Source organism: Brevundimonas sp. (assembly GCF_027487935.1).
Taxonomy (GTDB): Bacteria; Pseudomonadota; Alphaproteobacteria; order Caulobacterales; family Caulobacteraceae; genus Brevundimonas.
Genome location: NZ_JAIYCP010000034.1, coordinates 38,804 through 54,162, shown reverse-complemented (window position 1 = coordinate 54,162; position 15,359 = coordinate 38,804). Strand labels below are relative to the sequence as shown.

At 66.3% G+C, this 15,359-nt stretch carries 16 protein-coding genes; 5 read left to right on the top strand and 11 right to left on the bottom strand.

Annotated elements, in window-relative coordinates; translation table 11 throughout:
- Window positions 1–199: 199 nt before the first annotated feature.
- Window positions 200–1,504: a UDP-glucose/GDP-mannose dehydrogenase family protein gene (locus tag Q0053_RS13260; RefSeq protein ID WP_298100931.1), complete on the top strand. Its 1,305-nt coding sequence runs from the start codon at window positions 200–202 to the stop codon at window positions 1,502–1,504.
- Here the strand turns inward: Q0053_RS13260 and Q0053_RS13255 are convergent.
- Both Q0053_RS13255 and Q0053_RS13250 read right to left on the bottom strand, forming a co-directional pair.
- Window positions 1,480–1,671 carry a hypothetical protein gene (locus Q0053_RS13255; protein WP_298100924.1) on the bottom strand — a complete coding sequence of 64 codons (192 nt, stop codon included), beginning with the start codon at window positions 1,669–1,671 and terminating at the stop codon, window positions 1,480–1,482. The genes Q0053_RS13260 and Q0053_RS13255 overlap by 25 nt on opposite strands.
- A 197-nt stretch (window positions 1,672–1,868) precedes the next feature.
- Window positions 1,869–2,543 carry an OmpA family protein gene (locus Q0053_RS13250; protein ID WP_298100922.1) on the bottom strand — a complete coding sequence of 225 codons (675 nt, stop codon included), beginning with the start codon at window positions 2,541–2,543 and terminating at the stop codon, window positions 1,869–1,871.
- A gap of 206 nt (window positions 2,544–2,749) precedes the next feature.
- Here Q0053_RS13250 and Q0053_RS13245 point away from each other — a divergent pair, with 206 nt between their 5' ends.
- A complete protein-coding gene (locus tag Q0053_RS13245; RefSeq protein ID WP_298100930.1) occupies window positions 2,750–3,691 on the top strand; it encodes a 2-oxoglutarate and iron-dependent oxygenase domain-containing protein in 942 nt (313 codons plus the stop codon).
- A 15-nt stretch (window positions 3,692–3,706) separates the two neighbouring features.
- Here Q0053_RS13245 and Q0053_RS13240 read toward each other — a convergent pair whose 3' ends face one another.
- From Q0053_RS13240 to Q0053_RS13205, 8 genes are all read right to left on the bottom strand, one after another.
- Window positions 3,707–5,572, bottom strand: a complete 1,866-nt coding sequence (locus Q0053_RS13240; protein WP_298100920.1) for a ubiquitin-activating E1 FCCH domain-containing protein — start codon at window positions 5,570–5,572, stop codon at window positions 3,707–3,709.
- 149 nt (window positions 5,573–5,721) lie between these two features.
- Window positions 5,722–7,614, bottom strand: coding sequence for a M2 family metallopeptidase (locus Q0053_RS13235; protein ID WP_298100918.1), 1,893 nt, complete (start codon window positions 7,612–7,614; stop codon window positions 5,722–5,724).
- An 86-nt stretch (window positions 7,615–7,700) separates the two neighbouring features.
- Window positions 7,701–8,411, bottom strand: a complete 711-nt coding sequence (gene mtgA, locus Q0053_RS13230) for a monofunctional biosynthetic peptidoglycan transglycosylase (RefSeq protein ID WP_298100916.1) — start codon at window positions 8,409–8,411, stop codon at window positions 7,701–7,703.
- Between the two features lie 71 nt (window positions 8,412–8,482).
- Window positions 8,483–9,451, bottom strand: a complete 969-nt coding sequence (locus tag Q0053_RS13225) for a WD40 repeat domain-containing protein (RefSeq protein ID WP_298100914.1) — start codon at window positions 9,449–9,451, stop codon at window positions 8,483–8,485.
- A complete protein-coding gene (locus Q0053_RS13220; RefSeq protein ID WP_298100912.1) occupies window positions 9,448–9,894 on the bottom strand; it encodes a DUF1330 domain-containing protein in 447 nt (148 codons plus the stop codon). The genes Q0053_RS13225 and Q0053_RS13220 overlap by 4 nt, the downstream gene beginning before the upstream one ends.
- Window positions 9,891–10,997, bottom strand: a complete 1,107-nt coding sequence (locus tag Q0053_RS13215) for a GTP-binding protein (protein WP_298100910.1) — start codon at window positions 10,995–10,997, stop codon at window positions 9,891–9,893. Before Q0053_RS13215 ends, Q0053_RS13220 begins: the two co-directional genes overlap by 4 nt.
- Window positions 10,998–11,261: 264 nt before the next feature.
- Complete coding sequence (locus Q0053_RS13210; RefSeq protein WP_298100908.1) at window positions 11,262–12,224, bottom strand: cation diffusion facilitator family transporter; 963 nt, start codon at window positions 12,222–12,224, stop codon at window positions 11,262–11,264.
- 10 nt (window positions 12,225–12,234) lie between these two features.
- Window positions 12,235–12,894: a hypothetical protein gene (locus Q0053_RS13205; RefSeq protein WP_298100906.1), complete on the bottom strand. Its 660-nt coding sequence runs from the start codon at window positions 12,892–12,894 to the stop codon at window positions 12,235–12,237.
- Window positions 12,895–13,087: 193 nt separating this feature from the next.
- On the opposite strand from Q0053_RS13205, the gene rplU reads away from it, so the two are divergent.
- The 3 genes from rplU to Q0053_RS13190 all read left to right on the top strand — a co-directional run bounded on the left by rplU (window position 13,088) and on the right by Q0053_RS13190 (window position 14,603).
- Window positions 13,088–13,585, top strand: coding sequence for a 50S ribosomal protein L21 (gene rplU, locus Q0053_RS13200; protein ID WP_298100904.1), 498 nt, complete (start codon window positions 13,088–13,090; stop codon window positions 13,583–13,585).
- A gap of 27 nt (window positions 13,586–13,612) precedes the next feature.
- On the top strand, window positions 13,613–13,900 hold the full coding sequence (gene rpmA / locus Q0053_RS13195) for a 50S ribosomal protein L27 (protein ID WP_298100902.1): 288 nt from the start codon (window positions 13,613–13,615) through the stop codon (window positions 13,898–13,900).
- A gap of 169 nt (window positions 13,901–14,069) precedes the next feature.
- Window positions 14,070–14,603 (top strand): GNAT family N-acetyltransferase, encoded by a 534-nt coding sequence (locus Q0053_RS13190; RefSeq protein ID WP_298100900.1) that lies wholly within the window; start codon window positions 14,070–14,072, stop codon window positions 14,601–14,603.
- On the opposite strand, the gene Q0053_RS13185 is transcribed toward Q0053_RS13190, so the two are convergent.
- Entirely contained in the window at window positions 14,604–15,341 is a 738-nt protein-coding gene (locus Q0053_RS13185; RefSeq protein ID WP_298100898.1) for a hypothetical protein, read from the bottom strand.
- Window positions 15,342–15,359 lie beyond the last annotated feature (18 nt).

The following is a 15,359-nucleotide window of genomic DNA, read 5'->3' as shown; positions in this document are numbered from 1 at the left end:
CGTGAGCCGCTCAACCGTCGCGCCACCATCGGCATCAACTTCCGCTAAACCCGGAAGGCCGATCGGCCAGACCAAAAGCAGCCGCCGGCTCCCGAAAGGGGGCCGGCGGTTTTGCTTTGTCGGGCGAGGAACGGATCGCGGGGTGGCCAAAGCCCCGGCCGCTCGCTATCTCCGCCCGACGAACAAGGGACAGGTTTCGATGCGCGTTGCGATGATTGGCACCGGCTATGTGGGCCTGGTCTCGGGGGCCTGTTTCGCCGACTTCGGCCATGAGGTGATCTGCGTCGACAAGGACCCGTCCAAGATCGGGCGGCTGGAGCAGGGCGAGATTCCGATCTTCGAGCCGGGTCTGGACGATCTGGTCGCGGCCAATGTCCGTGGTGGGCGGTTGAGCTTCGCGCTCGACGCGGCCGAGGCGATCCGCACAGCCGATGCCGTCTTCATCGCCGTGGGTACCCCGTCACGGCGCGGCGACGGCCATGCCGACCTCTCCTATGTCCATGCAGCCGCGGAAGAGATCGCCGGGCTGATCGAGGGCTTCACCGTGGTGGTGACCAAGTCCACGGTTCCGGTCGGCACGGGTGACGAGATCGAGCGGATCATCCGCGCACGCCGCCCCGATGCAGACTTCGCCGTGGTCTCCAATCCGGAGTTCCTGCGCGAAGGGGCCGCGATCGAGGATTTCAAGAGGCCGGACCGGGTCGTTGTGGGCACCGAGGATCCGCGTGCCCAGGCGGTGATGCGCGAACTCTATCGGCCGCTGAACCTCAATGAGACGCCGATCCTGTTTACGGGGCGGCGAACGTCAGAGCTGATCAAATATGCCGCCAACGCCTTCCTGGCGATGAAGATCACCTTCATCAACGAGATGGCGGACCTGTGCGAGGCCGTCGGTGCCGATGTGCAGCAGGTCGCGCGGGGGATCGGTCTGGACAAGCGGATCGGCTCCAAATTCCTGCACGCCGGACCCGGCTATGGCGGCTCCTGCTTTCCCAAGGACACGATCGCCCTGGTGCGGACCGCCGCGGACGCCGGGGCACCGGTGCGGCTGATCGAGACGACCGTGGCGATCAATGACGCGCGCAAGAAGGCCATGGCCGGCAAGGTGGCCTCGGCCCTGGACGGGGACCTGGCCGGCAAGACGGTGGCCCTGTTGGGCCTGACCTTCAAGCCGAACACCGATGACATGCGCGATGCCCCCTCGCTGGACGTCGCCCCCGCCCTGATGGCCATGGGCGCGACCGTCCAGGCGTTCGACCCGGAAGGCATGGATGAGGCCGCAAAGCTGCTGGAAGGCGTCCAGTTCAGGGACGGTCCCTATGAGGCGGTCACGGGCGCCGATGTGGTGGTGATCCTGACCGAATGGGACCAGTTCCGGGCGCTGGACATTGACCGGATCAAGGGTCTGATGCGTCAGCCGGTCATGGTCGATCTGCGAAACGTCTATCGCCCCGCAGAAGTGCGGGCCCGCGGCTTCCGCTATGCCTCGATCGGCAGGGCCTGACGCAGCTCGACAGAGGTGAGCGCAGGACGTTCACTGGCGGCGGCGTGCGGCTGGGCCAGCAAGGCCCGGCCGGCAAAAATGACGACGATCGCGGTCAGTACCGCCGAGACGGCAGCGATAGCGGCCAGCTTCGCTCCGTCGGCGAGTTCCTGATGTTCTCGAAGCAACCGATTCCCCCGCGACGTGTGCTGTTCGTATCCAGCACCGGACGCGCCGCATCGCAAGTCACGGAACGGTGTCCAGTAACAAAAAAGGGCGGGGCCGCGACGCCCCGCCCTGATTTCCGGGTACCCGTAAACCAGGGCAGCTGAAGCATCCCGTCATTCACGCGGATAACAGACGCTCTGCCCGGGCGCGCCGCAGCCTAGCCGCGGAACGGGCGGATCAGGATCTCGACCCGGCGATTCTGCGCCTTGCCTTCGGCGGTGGCATTGGAAGCGATCGGGGCGCTTTCGCCGCGGCCGTCCACATAGACGCGGTCGGCAAGGACGTTACGGCTGACCAGATACTGGGCCACTGACGAGGCGCGACGGCGTGACAGGTCGAGATTGTACTCGTCCGTACCGTCCGAATCCGCATGGCCGACGATGTCGACGATGGATTGATCATAGCGGTTCAGCACGCCGGCCACATCGTCCAGTGTCGTGTTGAAGCGCGGATTGATTGAAGCCTGGTTGGAGGCGAACGTCACATCGGACGGCATGCGCAGGACCAGGTTGTCGCCCTGGCGCGCCACGCCGACACCTGATCCGGAGAGCTCGGCTTCCAGTTCGCGCTGTTGACGGTCCATGTACTGGCCAACGGCCGCGCCGCCCAGGGCGCCGATCCCGGCACCGATCAGGGCGTTCTTGCGGCCTTCCTCGGAGTTCGAGGTGTTGGTCAGATAGCCCAGCAGGGCCCCGCCCAGGGCACCGGCGATCACGCCCGTGCCGGTGTTGTTGCGACGCGGCGCCGAGCTGTAGGGATCCGTGGTGGTGCAGGCGACCCCGCCCAGAAGGATGGCGATGCTGGCACCGGTAAGGAGAAGCTTGCTGCGCATTGTGGGGAATCCTGTCTGAAAAAACGGTCTGGCGGCGAAACGCGAGCTTATGGTGAAGGTTCCGACCTGTATGGCACCTGAACGAACGAGGCGGATGTGATCCCGTCCCGACTTTGCCAGGTTCGCGCCTTAGGGCGTAAGGAACCGTTTGCTCCCGAATGATGAGGCCTTAAGTGAGTACGACCCCGAGCCCGGAGACCGCAGCCATGGCCCGCAAGGCGATTGAACCCGTGTCGATGTCTCTCCACGATTCGGACTTCCAGGCGTTCGCCGACCGGTTGGGATCCTCGTTCAAACGCTACGGGTTCGCGGTGATCGCCGATCACGGTCTCGACGAGTCGGTGCTCGACGCAGCCGTCGCCGACACCAAGGCCTTCTTCGCCCTGCCGGATGAAACCAAGCGTCAGTATCACCTGCCCGGCACGGGCGGCGCGCGCGGGCTGACGCCGTTCGGTGTTGAGGCGGCCAAGGGTGCGGCCACGGTCGACCTGAAGGAGTTCTGGCACGTCGGGCGCGAGCTGCCGGCGGGCCACCCCTATCGCAAATACATGCGCGACAATGTCTGGCCGACCGAGATCGAGGGCTTTCGACCCCACCTCTACGGCATGTTCACCGCCATGGACGCCCTGGGCCGACGGATCCTGCGGGCCATAGCCCGCTACCTGGAACTCGGAGACGACTTCTTCGAGGACAAGGTCGAGATGGGCAATTCGATCCTGAGGATGCTGCACTATCCGCCGGTACCCGCCGGCGCTTCGGGTGTCCGGGCCGGAGCCCATGAGGACATCAATGTCATCACCCTGCTGCTCGGCGCCGAGGAGGCGGGGCTGCAGCTGAAGGATGCCGATGGTGAGTGGCTGGATATCGCCCCGCCGCCGGGTGCCCTGGTGGTCAATATCGGTGACATGCTGCAGCGACTGACCAACCATGTGCTGCCGTCGACCAGCCACCGGGTGATCAATCCGACGCCGGAGCGGGCCAGCTTCGCCCGCTATTCGACGCCCTTCTTCCTGCATTTCAACCCGGACTTCGTCATCGAGACCCTGCCGGGCATGATCTCGGAAACCAATCCCGACCGCTATGCGGGCAAGGCGATCATGGCCGAGGATTTCCTGACCGAGCGGCTCAGGGAAATCCGGCTGATCTGACCGGCGCGTCGGAACCTATTTCGAGATTCTCAGCCTGGTGATGTCGCGCCCGATTTCGGCGAAGGCTGTGGAGAGGTCGGCCCCGCTGGCGGGAAGATGGGCGTGTTGCGGGCTGGTGGCGCAATCGGCCAGCAGGGCCGCCGCGTTGCCGCCCGCGGAAATCTGGAAACCGACCGTGTAGACGATGACGCCCGCCGCCTTCATGCTGTCGCACAGGGCCCGCCCCTGGGCGAAAGGGTCACCATTGGTCGCGTTCTGATTGATCTTGTCACGGTTCCCGCCGGATCCCGCTCCGGCGTCCACCGCGATCACGCCGCTATTGTAGGGGGTGTTGAACTCGCCGTCGGTCATGATGATGACCGCCTTCAATGTATCCTCGGGGGCATAGGCACCTGCCGGGCTGCCGGGCCAGAGGCCGTTGAAGTTCGGCGATACGGCGTACCAGCCCCAGGCCATGCCGATCTGGCCCGCGGTGGAGCCGACGACGGACAGGTCGCGGATACGGGACTTCAACGTCGCCCGGTCGCTGCTGAGCGGCAGGATGGTCGCAGACGGGCAGGGATTGCCCGAGGTTGACGGATAGTTGCGCCCGACCCGGGCCGAGGCGTCAGGCGCGGCATCGGTATAGGCCTGACGGCCCGTGCGTTCGCTGACGCAGGTGCTGGTTTCAAGCGCGCGCAGGTCACCCGAAGGATTGTAGAAGACCCGCCATTGGCAGCCGTCCTGGCCGCACCAGCTGGAGCCACCGGACGTATAGGTCCCCCATTCCGCGCCGTTGAAGCCGATCGAATAGGTGTTTTCCGTGACATGGGAGACGATAAAGGGCCGGGCGTTGACCTCGGTCATGCCGTTGACCCCCGTGATATAGACCCCGTCTCCGTTTGCGAGCCCATGGCCCGCAGCGCTCACCTGAACCGTGCAGTCCGAAAGACGGCACTTTCGAACCTCGCCCCTGCGGCTATAGCGGCCGTAACCGCTGGTCTGTAAGGTTTCCCAGGATGTGCCGTTCCACGATTGCAGGGAAAAGCTGGTGTCATTGATCCTCTGGACCCGGTAGGCGCGATCGTTCACCTGCGGCATGCCGGAGACGTTCCGGATCCAGACAAAGTCATTGGTCTGGAGGCCGTGGCTGGAGGCGGTGGTGACCACGCCCGTGCTGGCGCGGGTGATGTCGCTGATGTTCTTGGCGCTGGAGTCCGCCCATTCCATGTCCGAGATCGCCCGGGCTCCGATCGGAGTCCCGCGGGCGTCGTCGGCATAGCCACCGAGATTGACCCCCATCGAATAGGGTATGATCGCCATCCGGGTGTAGAACGGCGTCTGGACGTCCTCAACCACGATGTCGACCAACTGGGTTGCCGCCGCCTTGAGGTCAGCGATGCGTCGTCCTCCCATGGACCCCGTGATGTCGAGTACGAGTCCGACCTCGATGTTCTTGGACGAGCGGTCGACCTCGGAATCGGCGCGGACCAGCAGGTATTCGTCCATGAACCGGCCGTAGGGCGGCAGGACGATGTGGGCGACCATGGCCTTTACGGACACCTTGGATGTGGCGATCACCACATTGTCGTCATTCATGACGAAGCTGGTATCGTCCTCGCTGAGGGTGACCTCCGGAAAGGCTTTAAGGTTGGCTTTCAGGGCCGCCAGCCCCACGCGCTGCAGGTCGGAATTGGCCGTATAGGGCGAACGCGCGGCTGCGAGGGCGGCGGCGTCCAGCGCGTCCTGAAGATTGGCGCGCACGGTCGAGGCGCGATGGATGTCCACGCCGCCGACGGTCAACAGGATCAGCACGGGCAGGCTGATGGCGAACATCAGGGCGACATTGCCGCCGGAATTTTCGGCCAGGCGGCGGGTGAACGCCGACAGGGACCGGTTCATGCCCTTCATCCAGGTTTTTAGCCCCATCACCGGTTCCGCCGTTGATCGCGGGTGCAAGGCGCACACACTCGACCGCGCAAGACTGAACCAGTTCGGTTAAGGGAAGGCTCAACGCCAAGGGTTAATGCGATCGCGCTTCGACGCGGGCGTCAGGCCTCCCAGCCGCAATCCTTGCCGCGGTTCTGGACGGTCAGCCAGGCGTTCAGCGGTGCGAAATAGTCGGCCACCGCCGAAGCGTCATTCTCGCGCTGGCCGGTAAAGGCCTCCATCGCCTCGGGCCACGGACGGGACTGGCCCATCTCCATCATGGCGTTGAAGCGCGCGCCGACCTCTGCATTTCCATACACCGAGCAGCGATGCAGCGGCCCGGTCCAGCCGGCCTGTTCGCAGGCCGCACGATGGAACTGGAACTGGTAGATGTGGGCCAGGAAATAGCGGGTGTACGGGGTGTTGCCGGGGATATGGTATTTCGCACCGGCGTCGAATGCGTTCGCGGGACGCGGTCCGGGCGGGACAAGGCCCTGGTAGCGCAGCATATTGGCCGACCAGGCGTCATTGTATTCGGTCGGGCTGGTCTCGCCGTTGAACACCCCCCAGCGCCAGCGATCGACCATCAGGCCGAACGGCATGAAGGCGATCTTGTCGAGCGCCATCTTGAGCAGGAAGGGGATGTCCTCGGCCTCACCCGGCACGGTCTGCAGCAGGCCGATCTGGTTGAGATAGGTCGGGGTCAGGGCCGACAGGCCGACGAAGTCCCCGATCGCCTCGTGGAAGCCGTCGTTCGCCCCGTTCTTGAACAGGAAGGGCTGATCCTTGTAGGCGCGCTGGTAGTAGTTGTGCCCGAGCTCATGGTGGACCGTATAGAAGTCCTCGGCATTGACCTCGGTGCACATCTTGATCCGGATGTCCTCGAGGTTGTCGAGGTCCCAGGCCGAGGCGTGGCAGACGACTTCGCGGTCGCGCGGCCGGGTGATCTGGCTGCGTTCCCAGAAGGTGCCGGGCAGCGCCGGCAGGCCCATGGAGACGTAGAAGCCCTCGCCGGTCTCGACCATCCTGCGGGCATCATAGCCTGAGGCGACCAGCCGCTCGGTCAGGTCATAGCTGGAGCCGCCGCCCGTCGCCGGGGCCACGACGTCATAGATATTGCCCCACTGCTGCGACCACATATTGCCCAGCAGGTCCGCGCGGATCGGGCCCTGGTCCGGCTGGACGGCGTCGCCGTAGCGGTCGTTCAGGCGACCGCGCACATAGCAGTGCAGGTTTTCGTAGAAGGGTTTGACCTGGGCCCACAGCCGGTCGGTCTCGGCGGCGAAGGCATCCGGCTCCATGTCATAGCCGGAGCGCCACATGGCCCCGGTGTCGGCGAAGCCCAGCTCGGAGGCACCCTCATTGGCGATCTCGACCATACGGGCGTAGTCGGAGGCCATGACCGGGGAAATGGTGCGCCAGCCTTCGTACAGGGCGCGCGCCTCGGCCGGATCACGGGTCGTGGCCAGCAGGGCTGAGGCTTCCTCAAGCGTGATCTGACGGCCCTGGTATTCGAATTTGCCGGTGGCATAGGTCGAATCCAGTCGGGTGGTGATCTCGGCCAGTTCGCCTGCGGCGCCGGGGCGGTTGGGGGCCGGCAGGACGATACCAAGCCGCAGCAGGTTCAGCTTGCGCCGCACATCGGCCGGAACCTCGACGTCGTTGAAGCCGGCCGCGCCATTGGCCAGCTCGACCTGCAGCTCGGTGTATTCGGCGTTGACCCGGCTCTCCAGCCACATGGTGTCATAGGTGATGTTGGTGGCCCGGCTCCACTGGATGCGCGCGGCCTCCTCGCTGAGGGCGGCGAGACGGGTCTCGGCGTCGGCGACGAAGGCGATGGCGTCCGCCGCTGTCGGGACGGCGGCGGCCTCCACCGCTCGCACCGCTGCGGCGACGGCGTCCTCATCGACCGATGCTGTGTCCATCGCTTCATCGGTCATGCCGAGGCTGGCACAGCCGACCAGCCCAAGGGTGAAGGCGCAGGCGGCGGCTGCCGTCATCAGGGTGCGTTTCATGGAAATTTCCTCCGGGGCGCGGTCTGCCGCCGCGCCTTTGGGCGGGCAGGTGAAGGGAGTGGAGCGGTCGCGTCAAGCGTCGCCGTTCAGCCCAGTACGCAGGCGGCCAGACCCTGCTCCCGCACCGTGCCCATGGCGGCCTGGATGCGCGAGGTGCGGCGGCGGACATAGGGGCCGGGCGAGGAGGCGCTGTAACGACGCGGTGAGGGCAGGATGGCGGCCAGCCGGGCGGCCTCGCGGGCGGTCAGCGCGTCTGCCGACTTGCCGAACCAGTGCTGGGCGGCGGCCTCGGCACCATAGACGCCCGGGGCCCATTCGGCGACATTGAGATAGACCTCCATGATCCGCCGCTTGCCCCAGACGGTCTCGATGGCGACGGTGTAGCCGGCCTCCAGCCCCTTGCGGATCCAGTCGCGACCCGGCCAGAGAAAGACGTTCTTCGCGGTCTGCTGACTGATCGTTGAACCACCGCGGATACGGCCGGACCCGCGCTTTTCGGCCCGGGCATTGGCTTGCAGCGCGCGTTCGATGGCCTTCATGTCGAAGCCGTTGTGGGCGCAGAATGTTGAATCCTCGGAGGCGATGACGGCCTGGACCAGCCGGGGCGAGATGTCGTCCAGCGACCGCCAGCGGTACGACAGGCCCTCACCCTCGATCGCGCGGCTGACCATCAGAAAGGTGGGCGGCGGGGCCACGAAACGCTGGATCACAACACTGCCGGATGCCAGCAGGACGAGCAGGAGGAAAAGCGCCAGCAACGGGCGGCCCTTCTTCGCAGTTCTCTTCACCCCGGACATGGGACGATGGTGGCGCGGGCGAGGGTGGGGAGCAAGAGGCCGATTCATCTCTCCGCCCGGAATGACGATCGCTAGAGGGTCGAAACCCCCGCGTTCCCGTCCTCGTCGGCCCAGGCGACCCGGGTCGCGTCGGGGCTCATGGCGAGGGCCGTGATCGGGGCACCCCGTTCGGCCTTGAGGAAATTCAGACCCTGTCCCGCCGGATCGGCCAGCCAGACGCGGCCGTCGTTCAGGCCGGCGGCCAGGACGCCCTGTTTCGGCTGTGACGCAACGAGAGCGACCAGACTGCCCTCGTCGAAGCCGATCTCTGTAGCCTCGCGCCCCATGGGTCCGTTGGCACCGACGAAGGGCCAGAGCACGGCACCCTGGGCCCCGGAGGTCGCCAGCAACTGGCCGTTGGACAGAAAGCTGAAGGCCCGGACCTTGGACGGATAGCCGCCCATCCGCATGTTCTTCTGGTCCTTCAACCGCCAGCCATGCAGCTGGGAATCCTGCATGGCGGTGACCACAAAGGCCCCGTCGGGCGAGAAGGTCACGGCGGTGTGCGACCCGGCCCATTTGAGGAAGGTCGGCTTCTGCTCGGCGATCCGGGCGAACCACAGGGCGGCCCCGCCATAGGTCGAGGTTGCGATCCGACGACCCCTGGGTTCGAAGGCCACGCCGGAGACGGTACGCTCATGCTGGAAATCACGCCGGAAGCCGGCGTCCTTCGCATCCAGGACGGTCAGGGTCTTGCCGGCGGAGAAGGCGATCAGGCCGCTCTCGGCCGAGGCGTCGACTGCATCGATCCACTGGCCTTTGGCGCTGGTGGCCAGCACCCCGGCGTCCGTGCGGCGGTGCCAGATCAGACGGCCGTCGTCGCCGCCGGTCACCACGCCGTCACCGGACGGATGGGCCACCGCGCACAGGATCGCGCCGTCATGGGCGGCACTGAATTCGCCGCCCTCGAAGCGGACCGAACCGTCGCCCAGGGCGAAGATCGCGCCCTCGGCGTCGAAGACGACGGCGGTGATCTGGGCGTCGAAAGAGGAGGTCCTCATGCCGGGCGGCTCTCGCCGAAACCGGCACCGGGCTCCGACGGGAAGCACCGGATCAGCCGGGAGTCGGCCACCGCGGCCTGACGGTGCACGACAGCCGTCCGGTACTCGGGATCGCGCAGCATGGCCCCGAAGGCCTCTCCCGAGGGGTACCAGGCGATGAAGGCCAGGTCCCAGGTTTCGTCCCGGGGCCCGATCAGGGTCATCTCCGGACGGCCGAGCCAGACCTGTTTACCGCCTGCCCGGGAAAAGGGCGGCGCGGCGGTACGGCCGTAGGCGGCATAGGCCTCGGCCCCGGTCCGGGTCCCGGCATGGTCCGGATGATCGGCCGGATAGGTGGCTGTCTCCCGGAAACGGAGCAGGTTGATCATCGCGATCGGCCGGTCCGCCGGCAGGTCGCGGAACAGGGCCATGTCCTCGCGGGTCGGATCGACAAAGCCAGTCATGCCGCGCAGGCCTCGAAGCCCGACTTCAGGGCGGCCTCGTCCAGTTCGCGGCCGATGAAGACGGCGCGGGACCAGCGGCGCTCGTTGGGACCCCACTCGCGTTGAAGATCCCCCTCGAGGATCATGTGCACGGCCTGGAAGACCAGCCGACGGTCCTCGCCGCTGACGTCGATGATGCCCTTGGCGCGCAGGATGTTCTGACCCTGCTCGCCCAGCAGCCGGTCGAGCCAGGCGGTGAATTTGGTCCCGTCCATCGGCCGGTCGAGCGACAGGGAAATGCCCTTGATGTCGTCCTCGTGCGCATGGCCCCTCGCGCCTGAAGACGGGGCGTCATGCGGATGGTCGTGAGTATGGTCATGATCATGATGCGCGTGGTCGTGATCGTGGTGATCATGGCCGCAGTGCTCGTCATGGACATGGCCCGGCTCGCCATGGGCCGGATTGGCGAACTCGGGATTGATGTCGAGGATCCGGCCGAGGTCGAATCCGCCGAGGCCCAGCACCTGGTCCAGCGGAACATTGGCGCGCTCGGCGCGGGTGATGGGGGCCAGCGGGTTGAGCTTGCGCAGGCGCGCCTCGACCGCGACCAGTTCGGCCTCGCTGACGAGGTCGGTCTTGTTGAGGATGATGCGGTCGGCGAAGGCGACCTGCTCGCGGGCCTCTTTCGAGTCGTCCAGCCGGGCCATGACGTGTTTGGCGTCAACCAGGGCGGTGACGCTGTCGAGCTGCGTCTTCGCCTTGACGTCCTCATCGACAAAGAAGGTCTGGGCCACCGGGCCGGGGTCGGCCAGGCCGGTGGTCTCGACGATGATGGCGTCGAAAGCGCGGGTGCCGGGCTTCTGGCGTTTCATCAGCCCGGCGATGATGCGGATCAGATCGCCGCGCACCGTGCAGCAGACGCAGCCGTTGTTCATCTCGAACACGTCCTCGTCGGCCCCGACGACCAGGTCATTGTCGATGCCGATCTCGCCGAACTCATTGACGATGACGGCATAACGCTTGCCGTGGTCCTCGGTGAGGATGCGGTTCAGCAGGGTGGTCTTGCCGGCGCCGAGGTAGCCGGTGAGGACGGTGACGGGGATTTTGTCGGTCATGGGGCTCATCTAGGGGCGGGGGGCGCATGGCGCCAGTGAGATCGACTGCCGCGCCGCAGGCGCCGTCATGGTTGAAGGCGGCTGGTTCAACACGAAGGACACAAAGAAGGTCACCAAGGACACGAAGGGGCCGGGGCGTGTCCGGGGCAGCGAGCCAGGGACTCTGGAAGGATTGACGCGTGCCGCGTCATGACCCGCACGGTCTCTTTGTGTCCTTCGTGATCCCTTCGTGTCCTTTGTGATGAACCTTCTGGCGGAGGCGGCCGGGTACGGTCAGCAGGTCGGGCAGTCCGCCAGCGGTGCGGCTTCCAGCTGCAGCGTCGTGTGGCCGATGCGGAATTTTCCGCGGGCCAGCGCCTGGGCCTCGGCCAGAAGTGCGTCGCTATCGGTCCGGTCGTGACAGAGGTGGGCGGTCAGGGCGGTTTCCGTGGTCGACAGGCCCCAGACATGGAGATCGTGCACGGCGGTGACGCCGGGCAGGGTCAGGAAGGCGGCGCGGATGGCCTCGACGTCCACGCCACGCGGCGCGGCGTCGATGGCCAGATTGACCGAGTCCTTCAGCAGGCCCCAGGTGCCCAGCAGGATGACAGCGACGATGACGATGCTGACCAGCGGGTCGATGATCGACCAGCCACTGAACATGATCACGGCACCGGCAATGACCACGCCGATCGAGACGGCGGCGTCGGCCATCATGTGCAGATAGGCCCCGCGGGCGTTCAGGTCGCTGTGCTGGTCGCGCATGAACAGCAGGGCGGTGCCCAGGTTGATGACGAAGCCGATCGCGGCCACGCCCATGATCAGCCCGCTCATCACCGGGGCCGGTTCGGCCAGGCGGCGGACCGCTTCGAAGGCGATGGCCCCGCAGGCGAAGATCAGCAGCAGGGCGTTGGCGAGGGCGGCCAGCACCGTGGCCTTGCCGTAGCCATAGGTCTTGCCCGGTCCGCTTGCGCGCCGCGCCAGCCAGGCCGCACCACCGGCCATGGCCAGACCCATTACATCGGACAGATTGTGGCCGGCGTCGGCCATCAGGGCGGTTGAGCCGCTGACGATCCCCGCTCCGAACTCGACGGCGACAAAGGCCAGATTGACCAGCAGGCCGACGGCATAGCGCCAGTCGCCGGTATCGACGGGACCGTGGTGATGGCCGCCCGGACCATGGCTGTGGTCATGCCCGTGCCCGTGCCCAAGGCTGTGATCGTGTGCGTGGTCGTGAGATCCGTGGGCGTGCGCCATTCCGCTATCCTTAGTGCGGGCGCAGGATCACGAGAAGGCCGATCAGGATCAGGGCGAGGCCGAGGATGATGCCCTCGTATCGGACCCAGCGCTCCAGCCTGAGCACGGACCAGCCCGCACGGGCCAGAACCGTGAAAAGGGCCATGCCGAGCACCGTGCCGACACCGAAGGCCAGGGTCAGTGCGGTCAGAACCACGGGCCCCTCTGTCGCCTGCGACAGATAGATCGGCAACAACACCTCGCCCGGCGATACAGCCATCATGACGACCAGCCCCCAGAAGGCGGCGGTGTGCGAAACGGTCGGTTCGGACAGGGCCAGGGACGGGCCGCCGGCCAGGACCGCCGGGCGCAGCAGGGCCTTGCCGAGATAGAAGGCGCCGAACAGGAAAAGCAGTCCGGCGGACAGGCCGGGCAGCAGGCCGGTAATCCACTGGTCCACGACCAGGCCGGCGGCCACGATCAGGCCGCCCACGACGGCGGTGGTGACGATATGGGCCGACCCCGCGATGGCCACGGTCGTCAGCACCTGGGTCAGGGTCCAGCGCTGACCGCGTCCGACGAGCACAAACGGTAGCCAGTGGGTCGGCAGGGCCGCGTGCAGGAAGGCCGTGGCGAAGCCGACGCCGAGGACGGACAACAGGACGGGTTGCTGGAGGTCGGGCGGCATCATCGTCGGCCCTCATAGAATGTTATCTTATAACAGTCCAGAGCGGCCCGTCATTCTGGCCGGGGTGATCAGCCAACCCCCGATTTTTCGCCCGTCCGCGTTGACTCGAACAGCCCTCTGCGTCTATGTCGCCGCTCTTCGCCCGAGGGGGTCCCCCGTCGGGCTTATTCTTTTTGCGTTTCGCTGAGGCTTCAACATGTACGCGGTGATCAAGACCGGCGGCAAGCAGTACCGGGTTCAACCGGGCGACGTCATCGTGGTCGAGAAGCTCGACGGCGAGGCCGGTTCGAACGTTTCGTTCGGCGACGTCCTGATGCTGGGCGGCGAAAAGGGCGTGACGGTGGGCGCTCCGATGATCGCGGGTGCCGCGGTCGCCGCGACCCTGGTCGAGACCCGCAAGGGCGAGAAGATCAAGATCTTCAAGAAGACCCGCCGTCAGGGCTATCGCCGCACCAACGGCCATCGCCAGATGGAAACCGTCCTGCGCATCACCGGCATCGACGGTGCCGGCGAGAAGGCCAAATGGGACGGCGAGACCTCGCTGATGACCAAGGCTGAAATGAACCTTCGTGCCCGTGGCCTGGCCCCGCGCGTCGAAGCGACCGAAGCCGAGCCGGTCAAGGCCGCCGCCAAGAAGGCTCCGGCCAAGAAGGCTGCGCCCAAGGCCAAGCCCGCCTCCACCGAAGAAGCGTAAGAACAGTCAGAGACAGGGAGCAGACCTATGGCTCACAAGAAATCCGGTGGTTCGTCGCGTAACGGTCGCGACTCTCATTCCAAGCGCCTCGGCGTGAAGAAGTTCGGCGGCGAGAACGTTCTGGCCGGCAACATCCTCGTGCGCCAGCGCGGCACCACCTTCCACCCGGGTGACAACGTCGGCCTCGGCCGCGACCACACCCTTTTCGCGACCGCCCATGGCGCCGTGAAATTCACCCGGAAGGCCAACGGCCGTTGTTACGTATCGATTCTTCCGGCCAACGACACCGCCGAACAGGCCATGGCTGCCGAGTAGCGCGAACGGAAGATCATCCGGATCGCGCAAGGCTCAAGAGCCGCGATCCGGACCAAGGGACAAGTTTCCGCGGGGAGTCTGGATCACCAGGCTCCCCGTTTGCGTTTCCCCGCCTCGAAGCCGCCCGGGCCCTCCAAGGAGGCGGCATATCGAACGAGGCTTGCGTCTGATGTGCCTGATCGAACCCTCTGCCGTCGTCGAGACGCGACGCCTGGTCCTGCGTGCGCCGGGGGCCCAGGATGTCGCCCGCCTTGCCGCCTTTGCCAATGATCCGGCCATTGCGCGTATGACCCTGCGCATGCCGCACCCCTATGGTGTCGCGGACGCCGAGGAGTTTGTGCTGAAGGTGGCGGTCCAGGACCCCGCACGGGCCCGCACCTTCCTGATTGAACATGAGGACCATGGCCCGGTCGGCGTCATCGGCCTGTTCGAGGACGGCGATCCGGCACCCGAGGTCGGCTACTGGATTGCCCGTCCCTTCTGGGGCCGTGGCCTTGCCACCGAGGCCCTGCAGGGGGCGACGGCCTGGGCCGGCCGGTCGTGGAAGCGGCGCGCCCTGGTGGCGGGGCATTTCAGCGACAATCCGGCCTCCGGCCGGGTGCTGGAAAAGGCCGGCTTTCTCTACACCGGCGAAGTGCGCAAGGGGTTCAGCCGGGCGCGCGGTGCCGAGACCGAGATCCGTCGCATGGTCTGGCTGGCCTGATCAGCCGGTCAGCCCGTGGGCCCAGCCTGCAAACGCCAGCCAGGCCGGCGAGGTCCAGATCAGCGGCACCGTGAACATCACGGCGGCGATGACGACGCTGCCCCAGAGCGTCGCCGGATGGATACGTTTCAGGGTGAACAGGTCCCAGACGAACAGCGGCAGCAGAAACACCAGTGTCTGGAGAGGGGAGAGCGCCATCGGCAGCCATGCCGGGTCGGGAATTCGCCCCAGTGCAGGCTGAAGAAGATCGATCATGGCGATCAGCATCAGCCGCTTGTGGATGGCCGGAGTCCTTCGGAACGCGAGGGCCGCGACGATCAGGCCACCGAAAACCGGGACGTCCAGCAGGGGCACGGCCAGCCAGGTCAGCCCAGGGATCCCCGGCGGCCTCGAGAACGGCCGGTCAACGCCCTGGAGCGCGGTGACGACCGCCAGGGGAATCATGATCGCGATCAGGACCATGCCCACCGTGCCGAGCCGGCGGTGCACGGCGACCCTGTTGGTCGCCACCAGGCTGGCCTGGATCGCGAACAGGATCACCCAAGCTGAAAAAACCAGGCCGTGAGCCATCACCACAGGGCTGATGGCCTCATAGGGATGGGGGGCCGGCAGGATGCCGCGCAGATAATAGCTGGGTGCGAAGCCGATGAAGATCACCACCAGGACGATCGCCGCCATGGAGGTGAAGAACACCCTGTCGCGCACCGGCCGGACAGTGGCTGCTTCTGGCGATGTCATTTGATCTGGCCCCCGATC

Bases quoted from the DNA above. Each gene is read 5' to 3' on its own strand.
- Q0053_RS13260 (WP_298100931.1), top strand. From the start codon at position 200: ATGCGCGTTGCGATGATTGGCACCGGCTATGTGGGCCTGGTCTCGGGG.
- Q0053_RS13250 (WP_298100922.1), bottom strand. From the start codon at position 2,543: ATGCGCAGCAAGCTTCTCCTTACCGGTGCCAGCATCGCCATCCTTCTG.
- Q0053_RS13245 (WP_298100930.1), top strand. From the start codon at position 2,750: ATGGCCCGCAAGGCGATTGAACCCGTGTCGATGTCTCTCCACGATTCG.
- Q0053_RS13240 (WP_298100920.1), bottom strand. From the start codon at position 5,572: ATGAACCGGTCCCTGTCGGCGTTCACCCGCCGCCTGGCCGAAAATTCC.
- Q0053_RS13235 (WP_298100918.1), bottom strand. From the start codon at position 7,614: ATGAAACGCACCCTGATGACGGCAGCCGCCGCCTGCGCCTTCACCCTT.
- mtgA (WP_298100916.1), bottom strand. From the start codon at position 8,411: ATGTCCGGGGTGAAGAGAACTGCGAAGAAGGGCCGCCCGTTGCTGGCG.
- Q0053_RS13225 (WP_298100914.1), bottom strand. From the start codon at position 9,451: ATGAGGACCTCCTCTTTCGACGCCCAGATCACCGCCGTCGTCTTCGAC.
- Q0053_RS13220 (WP_298100912.1), bottom strand. From the start codon at position 9,894: ATGACTGGCTTTGTCGATCCGACCCGCGAGGACATGGCCCTGTTCCGC.
- Q0053_RS13215 (WP_298100910.1), bottom strand. From the start codon at position 10,997: ATGAGCCCCATGACCGACAAAATCCCCGTCACCGTCCTCACCGGCTAC.
- Q0053_RS13210 (WP_298100908.1), bottom strand. From the start codon at position 12,224: ATGGCGCACGCCCACGGATCTCACGACCACGCACACGATCACAGCCTT.
- Q0053_RS13205 (WP_298100906.1), bottom strand. From the start codon at position 12,894: ATGATGCCGCCCGACCTCCAGCAACCCGTCCTGTTGTCCGTCCTCGGC.
- rplU (WP_298100904.1), top strand. From the start codon at position 13,088: ATGTACGCGGTGATCAAGACCGGCGGCAAGCAGTACCGGGTTCAACCG.
- rpmA (WP_298100902.1), top strand. From the start codon at position 13,613: ATGGCTCACAAGAAATCCGGTGGTTCGTCGCGTAACGGTCGCGACTCT.
- Q0053_RS13190 (WP_298100900.1), top strand. From the start codon at position 14,070: ATGTGCCTGATCGAACCCTCTGCCGTCGTCGAGACGCGACGCCTGGTC.
- Q0053_RS13185 (WP_298100898.1), bottom strand. From the start codon at position 15,341: ATGACATCGCCAGAAGCAGCCACTGTCCGGCCGGTGCGCGACAGGGTG.